4 protein-coding genes are annotated in these 3,618 nt (G+C 60.1%); 3 read left to right on the forward strand and 1 reads right to left on the reverse strand.

From position 1 onward, the window contains the following. From FEM54_RS27705 to FEM54_RS27715, 3 genes are all read left to right on the forward strand, one after another. Positions 1-860: ABC transporter ATP-binding protein (locus FEM54_RS27705; RefSeq protein ID WP_138453767.1), on the forward strand; the 860-nt coding region annotated here is incomplete at its 5' end. Between the two features lie 9 nt (positions 861-869). After that, a complete protein-coding gene (locus FEM54_RS27710) occupies positions 870-1,703 on the forward strand; it encodes a phosphodiesterase (protein ID WP_138453768.1) in 834 nt (277 codons plus the stop codon). A 138-nt stretch (positions 1,704-1,841) separates the two neighbouring features. Then, entirely contained in the window at positions 1,842-3,161 is a 1,320-nt protein-coding gene (locus FEM54_RS27715) for an OprD family porin (RefSeq protein ID WP_017136858.1), read from the forward strand. Positions 3,162-3,164: 3 nt separating this feature from the next. Here the strand turns inward: FEM54_RS27715 and FEM54_RS27720 are convergent, their stop codons facing one another. Continuing rightward, positions 3,165-3,578, reverse strand: a complete 414-nt coding sequence (locus FEM54_RS27720) for a GNAT family N-acetyltransferase (RefSeq protein WP_240792812.1) — start codon at positions 3,576-3,578, stop codon at positions 3,165-3,167. Positions 3,579-3,618 lie beyond the last annotated feature (40 nt).

The following is a 3,618-nucleotide window of genomic DNA, read 5'->3' on the forward strand; positions in this document are numbered from 1 at the left end:
CGGACGTGGGGCAGGTGTTTTTCGGCGGCCAGGACGTCACCCGCCTGCCGATCGAGCGCCGCGATGTGGGCATGGTGTTCCAGAATTACGCGCTGTTTCCCAACCTGGATGTGGCCGGGAACATCGTCTATGGCTTGAAGATTCGCGGCCTGTCGCCCGTTGCGCGCAACAAGCGTTGTGAAGAACTGCTGGAACTGGTGGGTTTGCAGAACCACGGCAAACGCAGCATCCACGAATTGTCCGGGGGCCAGCGCCAACGCGTGGCCCTGGCGCGAGCCTTGGCGCCGCGCCCCAAAGTGCTGTTGCTGGACGAGCCGTTGGCAGCCCTGGATGCGCAATTACGCGAGCGTTTGCGCAGTGAGTTGGATGAGCTGTTGCGTGGGTTGGGCATCACCTCGGTATTTGTCACCCACGACCAAGGCGAAGCCATGGCCCTGGGCGATCGCATCCTGGTCATGGAGCAGGGCCGTGTTGCGCAACTGGCCAGCCCGCGGGAGATCTACCAGCAACCGGCCAATGCGTTCGTCGCAGGCTTTGTCGGCAACCTCAATGCCTTTGTGGTGCTTGATCGCACCGCCCACGGCCTGAAAGTCTGCGGCGGCGAGTTGCCGTGGCACAGGGCTGACTCGCCGAGCACCGTCTATTGCCGGCCCGAACACTTGCGGGTGATGGAAGACGAAGGGCACGTGCACGGCCATCTTGTGGCGCAATTCTTCCAGGGTGCACAAAGCCGTCTGCTGGTGGATGTCGGTGGCGCCCAACCGCTGCTGGTGGACAGCAGCGACAACCTATTGCACAGCGTCGGCGCACCGATTGCCCTGGCGATTGCGCCACACAAGTTATTTACCCTCAATGCTTGAGAATTTACTGTGAACCGTCCGTTTGTTGTTGCCCAGATCAGCGACCTGCACCTGAAAGCCGGTAATCGCCTCACCTATGGCGTGGTCGACACGCTGGGCGCACTGCGCCGTGCCGTCGACCATCTGAATGCCAGTGACCCACGGCCCGACATCGTGGTGGTCAGCGGCGACCTGGTGGATTTTGGTCGCGCCGATGAATACGCCGTGCTGCACCCGGAGCTGTCGCGCCTGCACATGCCTTGCTATGTGGTGCCGGGCAACCATGACACGCGTGGGCCGTTGCTGGATGCATTCGGCGATCACCGCTATTTGCCGACGTCGGCGGATGGCCCGCTGGACTGGGTTGTGGATGAGCACCCGTTGCGCTTGATCGGCCTCGATTCGACCATCCCCGGTGGCCATGGCGGGCAGTTGCTGGAAAGCCAGTTGCAGTGGCTGGACGCGCAATTGGCGTTGCGCCCGCATGTACCGACCCTGCTGATCCTGCATCACCCGCCGTTTATCAGCGGCATCGGTCATATGGACCGTGAACCTTTTATCAACGCGGCTGCGCTGGAAAAGGTCGTCGCCCGCCACCCACAAGTGGAGCGTCTGTTGTGCGGCCATTTGCACCGCCCGATGCAGCGGCGTTTTGGCGGCAGCCTGAGTTGTGTCTGCCCCGGCACCTCCCACCAGATCGTACTCGACCTGCAAGACGCCGCGCCCGCGCATTTCAACCTGGAGCCGGCGGGTTACCTGTTGCATCGCTGGGATGAACAGCACGGGTTGATCAGCCACAACGGTGTGTTCGGGGACTACCCGGGGCCCTATCCGTTTTATGACGCCCATGGATTGATTGACTGAGGTTTCACGGAGGTCCACTTCCTTACAATCAGGTAATTGAACGTTAGTTAACGCAGCGACCCACTCACGTTTGGTCGCGTGCATCCTGCTGCCCTTTTTTGCGCCCGGAACTTGGATTCCGCGCCGGAGTTCGCCTTGATGAAAGCCACTTTGAATGTTTTAAGCGTATTGACCGGCGGCTTGGGCATTGCCCTGAGCCCCTTGGCCTCGGCTGACTTTCTGAACGACAGCAAAGCCAACCTGAACATGCGTAACTTCTATTTCAACAACGATAACCGCGACGGCACCGCCGCGCCGTCGAAGACCGAAGAGTGGGGCCAGGCCTTTATTCTCAACTACCAGTCGGGCTTTACCGACGGCACCGTAGGCTTTGGCCTGGATGCTATCGGCATGCTCGGCCTGACCCTCGACAGTGGTGCCGGCCGCCATGTCGGCAGCTCGATGATCCCCAACGATGACGGCAAAGCCGCCGACAGCTGGGCCCGTGGCGGTGCGACCGCCAAGGCGCGTTTCGCCAAGAGCGAGCTGCGCTACGGCTACCTGCGCCCAAACCTGCCGATTCTGGTGAGCAACGATGGCCGTCTGTTGCCACAGTCTTTCGAAGGTGGGCAGATCACCAGTAAAGACATCGACAACCTGACCTTGATTGGCGGCCAACTGCAACACACCACCGGCCGCGGGTCCAGCGACCGCAGTGGCCTGGCAGCGGCAGGCGGCACCCAGGAAAGCAATAAATTCAACTACGCCGGTGCTGACTATCAAGTAAACAAGGACCTGCTGGTGCAGTACTACTACGCCAACCTTGAAGACTATTACCAACAACACTTTGCCGGGCTGATCCATGTGTTGCCGTTGGGTGACTACGGCTCACTGAAAACCGATCTGCGTTATTTCAAGACCACCTCCGACGGCAAAAACAGCAGCGCCGCCGGCCGTGCAGAAGGCTATAAGTTCAGCGGCTATACCAAGAACGGCACGGGGGAGATCGACAACAACACCTGGAGCGCCGCGTTCATCTATTCGCTCGGCCCGCACGCCATTACCGCCGGTTATCAGCAAGTCTCGGACGACAGCAACTTCGCCCAACTCAACCAGGGCGGGCTGGTGAATAAAGGGGAGGGCGGCTCCAGCCTGTACCTCTACACCGATCGTACCGTGCAAACGTTTATCCAGGCCGGTGAACGCACGGCCTTTGCCCAATACGCCTACGACTTCGTCGCGCTCGGCGTGCCCGGCCTGAAAGCGTCGGTGATGTACTTGAAGGGCGACCACATCCTCACCGCCAGCGGCAACAACGCCAGCGAATGGGAACGGGATATCTCCCTGGACTACGTGGTGCAAAGCGGCCCGTTCAAGAACGTCGGGTTCGGCTGGCGCAATGGCGTGTCGCGCAGCGAAGTCGCGCGGGACCAGGACCAGAACCGGGTATTTGTGAATTACTCGATTCCGTTGATGTAAGGCTCAAGGTCCGGTGACGCCCGGCACAAGCGATTTCGCGTGGGTTGCTGTGCCATTGGTTATCTGATGAAAGCCGCAGCGCAGATAAAACGCTGCGGCTTCTGGTGTATCGGTGGTCAGGTGCACCTGTTGAAAATGTGCCGCTGCGTGTTCCAATAACCGTTGCACCAGCGCCTTGCCAACGTTGTGTCTGCGCATTGAGGGGGCAACGTATACGCGGCGTAACCGGCCGGTGTCTGGATTGGAGTACGGATCACGTGAAACACCTCCGATCGCAATCAACAGGTCGTGACGAAACACGCCTAATAGGCACTCACCAGGTTTGTCAAACCGCAGGGTGCCGTTTTCCCATTCGCTGATAAGCCGGGTCAAAAATCTGACCGCATTGGATGATTCTATCGTTTGGCCGGCTGACACTCTACCTGTGGCGAGGGAGCTTGCTCCCGCTGGGCTGCGC

Origin of the sequence: Pseudomonas edaphica (assembly GCF_005863185.1) — a bacterium.
Lineage (GTDB): Bacteria > Pseudomonadota > Gammaproteobacteria > Pseudomonadales > Pseudomonadaceae > Aquipseudomonas > Aquipseudomonas edaphica.